At 37.4% G+C, this 3,022-nt stretch carries 3 protein-coding genes; 2 read left to right on the forward strand and 1 reads right to left on the reverse strand.

Going from position 1 to position 3,022, the window contains the following annotated elements; genetic code table 11:
• The first annotated feature begins 132 nt into the window (after positions 1–132).
• Both JJE29_09350 and JJE29_09355 read left to right on the forward strand, forming a co-directional pair.
• A complete protein-coding gene (locus tag JJE29_09350; protein ID MBK5252821.1) occupies positions 133–339 on the forward strand; it encodes a hypothetical protein in 207 nt (68 codons plus the stop codon).
• A 118-nt stretch (positions 340–457) separates the two neighbouring features.
• The gene (locus JJE29_09355) at positions 458–1,450 is read left to right on the forward strand and encodes a virulence RhuM family protein (protein MBK5252822.1); all 993 of its coding nucleotides are present in this window, start codon (positions 458–460) and stop codon (positions 1,448–1,450) included.
• Positions 1,451–1,459: 9 nt separating this feature from the next.
• On the opposite strand, the gene JJE29_09360 is transcribed toward JJE29_09355, so the two are convergent.
• Entirely contained in the window at positions 1,460–2,053 is a 594-nt protein-coding gene (locus JJE29_09360) for a type IV toxin-antitoxin system AbiEi family antitoxin domain-containing protein (protein MBK5252823.1), read from the reverse strand.
• Between the last annotated feature and the right edge of the window lie 969 nt (positions 2,054–3,022).

Genomic DNA, 3,022 nt, shown 5'->3' on the forward strand with positions numbered 1-3,022 from the left:
GAACTCAATATCGACAGAGCCAAGCACATATAGTGCTACTGTGACGACTCTAAATGCAAAAGGTATATAAACGGAAAAATTACCAAAGAAGCATGGGGACGGGGTTATTGCTTTAAGCTAGGGGATGAATAGATGAAAATTGGAATAAGAAAACCGAGCCTAAAAAAAAGGGTGTCTGCAAGAATAAGCCCAAAGAGGCAAATCGTCCATAGGATGGGGATCAAGATGCCCAGGGGTTACGGTTGTATAAGGAATCCGAAGAAATTTGCCTACAACAAGGTGTACAAAAAGACATCTTTTGACATTTTCAAGCTTGCAAAAAAACTTTTCAAGCAGTGAATGAAAGTAAACGGAGCGGGTTTAAATCAAAACAAATATATATTTTGGGCTTAGTAATTCCTGCTATGGTAAAATCAAGATGACACTTAGAAGCTAAAAGGAGTCAGGGGGTAATATGGTGGATAATAAAACCGATATGTTGATTTACCGTACGGAAGATGGTAGAACAAAGATAGATGTGAGACTTGAAAATGAAACGGTATGGATGACTCAGAAGGCTATTGCCGAGCTTTATCAAAAGGGAATAAATACTATTAATGAGCATATAAAAAGCATTTATGAAGAAGGGGAATTGGAAGAAAATCGAACTATTCGGAAAAACCGAATAGTTCAAAACGAAGGCAATAGGCGGGTTGAGAGGGAAATAAGGTTTTACAATCTGGAAATGATAATTGCCATTGGCTACAGGGTTCGGTCAAGTAGAGGTATGCAGTTTAGACGTTGGGCAACAGAAAGGTTAAACGAATACTTGGTCAAGGGATTCACCATGGATGATGCCCGACTCAAGGGCATGAGAAATATAGGTGACGATTATTTCGACGAACTCTTGGAACGCATCCGGGATATCAGAGCTTCCGAAAAGCGGTTCTACAAGAAAATTACGGATATTTATGCTTTGTCGATTGACTACGATTCCAAATCGGAAGCGGCTAAGATATTTTTTGCTACGGTTCAAAACAAACTTCACTTTGCTGTTCATGGACACACGGCAGCTGAGATTATAGAACAAAGAGTTGATGCATCAAAAGACAATATGGGTCTTTCCACCTGGAAAGGTGAGAAAGTCCGCAGAAATGATGTAGCAATTGCAAAGAATTATTTGACTGAGTCGGAGATTAAGGCTTTAAACCGTATTGTGACGATGTATTTGGATTATGCGGAGGATCGGGCTGAAAGAAGAAGTCCTATGCACATGAAAGACTGGAGTGAAAAACTAAATGCATTTTTAAAATTTAATGAGCGGGATATATTGACAAATGCAGGCAGTATTTCGCATGAAGTAGCCAAGGAACTTGCTGCTGCAGAATACGAAAAATTTAACAAGTGTAGGTTGGAAACGCCTGAAAGGGATGATTTCGACATATATTTGGAAGAAAATAAAATGAAATAATGGAATTTTTCATAGCAATACCTCCAAGTATGAACGTAGTTTTTTATCGACATTAAAAAGCTTTGCATATTTCGAGAGCAATGGGATATCTTTTTTGTCGGTACGAGTATAATGCTTGAAAGCATCAGTTACAATTTGAATCTCAGTTTTACTAGTTGCTTTTAAAATATCGCAAAGCGTTCTTTCAGCATTATATGCTCTAACTGGATTGCCATTTGGAGAAGGAATCGAGATGATGCCAATTTCGTAGAATTCATCCTTAACACGATAATATTTCACTTTGCTAGAATCTATTGTAGTTGTATTGTACTGATGAGGAAAGGTCATGGAATATTTTATTGGCGTTCGGTCAGATAAGTCTAAAAGGAATAGAGCCGTTTCGTGAGAAAATATTCCCCGCTTAAAACGTGTTTGTAAATTAAGCATTTCGTCATCGAAAACTGTGGGGAGAATATATACACCGCGTTCGGAACGTTCCAGCAGGCCTTTGTCCACAAGAAGAGACAAATGGTGGCGGTGTATACCGGCGTGAGTAATTTGAGCCGTTGTTACTATTCCATTATTATCAGATGCGATTTTTAGAATCTCTTCAGCATAAGTCATAGGTGCTCACCCCGTTTATATTTGTTTATCATATTGACTTTCTTGCACATAAGTATAGACAAAGTATGCAAGAAAGTCAATATCAAATGCGATATAAGGGCAAGAAAACTATGTGATTGCATATGGAAAGCGTGGAGATAGGGTTACGGTTGGATTCGGACATGCTTTAAAATCAACGAAATAGGGACGAGGGATACACGGTTTCAAATGCAAATAGAAAGCAAGGGGACGGGGTTAATGCTTTAATCAATGGAGATAAATAGATGAAAATCGGAATAAGAAAACCGAGCATCAAGAAAAGAGTGGTAGCAAGGATAAGTCCCAAAAGGCAGATGGTCCAAAGGGGGGTGCGGACAAAAACCTGGACAAAATAAACAAGATGTTGTCCGGGTACTCATATGAAAAGAGGAAAGCCGCAGTTGAATTATTCATTAAATATGACAAATGCGAAATAGCTGTAATCAACAAATTTGTTTACCCTAACAGAAAAACACTTTAGAAATGTTATTATTTTTGGTTTCAAACAAATTCAATCAGATCTTGAGCCATTTAAAGAATGGAAGAGAATGCAGACAAACGACATGTAACAGTTGGGCAGAAAACAAAAGTATAATTAAAAGAGATGGGGTGGTTGACAGAGCCGGGTAAATCAATATGGGCTGTCATTGTTGATTTAAAAAGGGGATTTGGAATTTGTTGATGCAGTAAATGCATCCTTAACTAAGTTGATGGGTGAAGGTATGATTTCTCAAAATGTTTAATTTATGTGCATTAATATGCTCAATATGGGTGTTTATACTATATTATGCGCATCAAATTGCGCATAGCATAAGCCGCTTTTCAAGTTCACTATGTATCAAGTTAATGGTATTATCTTTTATTCCTACAGAACGTGCTATGTTATCAAATCTTTCAACAGTTCTATACACTTCTTCAATAATCTTTTTGCATTTAGAGGTTTTTAAGTCC

Source organism: Peptostreptococcaceae bacterium (genome assembly GCA_016649995.1).
Taxonomy (GTDB): Bacteria; Bacillota; Clostridia; order Peptostreptococcales; family BM714; genus BM714.

Coding starts and splice junctions, on each gene's coding strand:
- JJE29_09350 (MBK5252821.1), top strand. CDS start 133: ATGAAAATTGGAATAAGAAAACCGAGCCTAAAAAAAAGGGTGTCTGCA.
- JJE29_09360 (MBK5252823.1), bottom strand. CDS start 2,053: ATGACTTATGCTGAAGAGATTCTAAAAATCGCATCTGATAATAATGGA.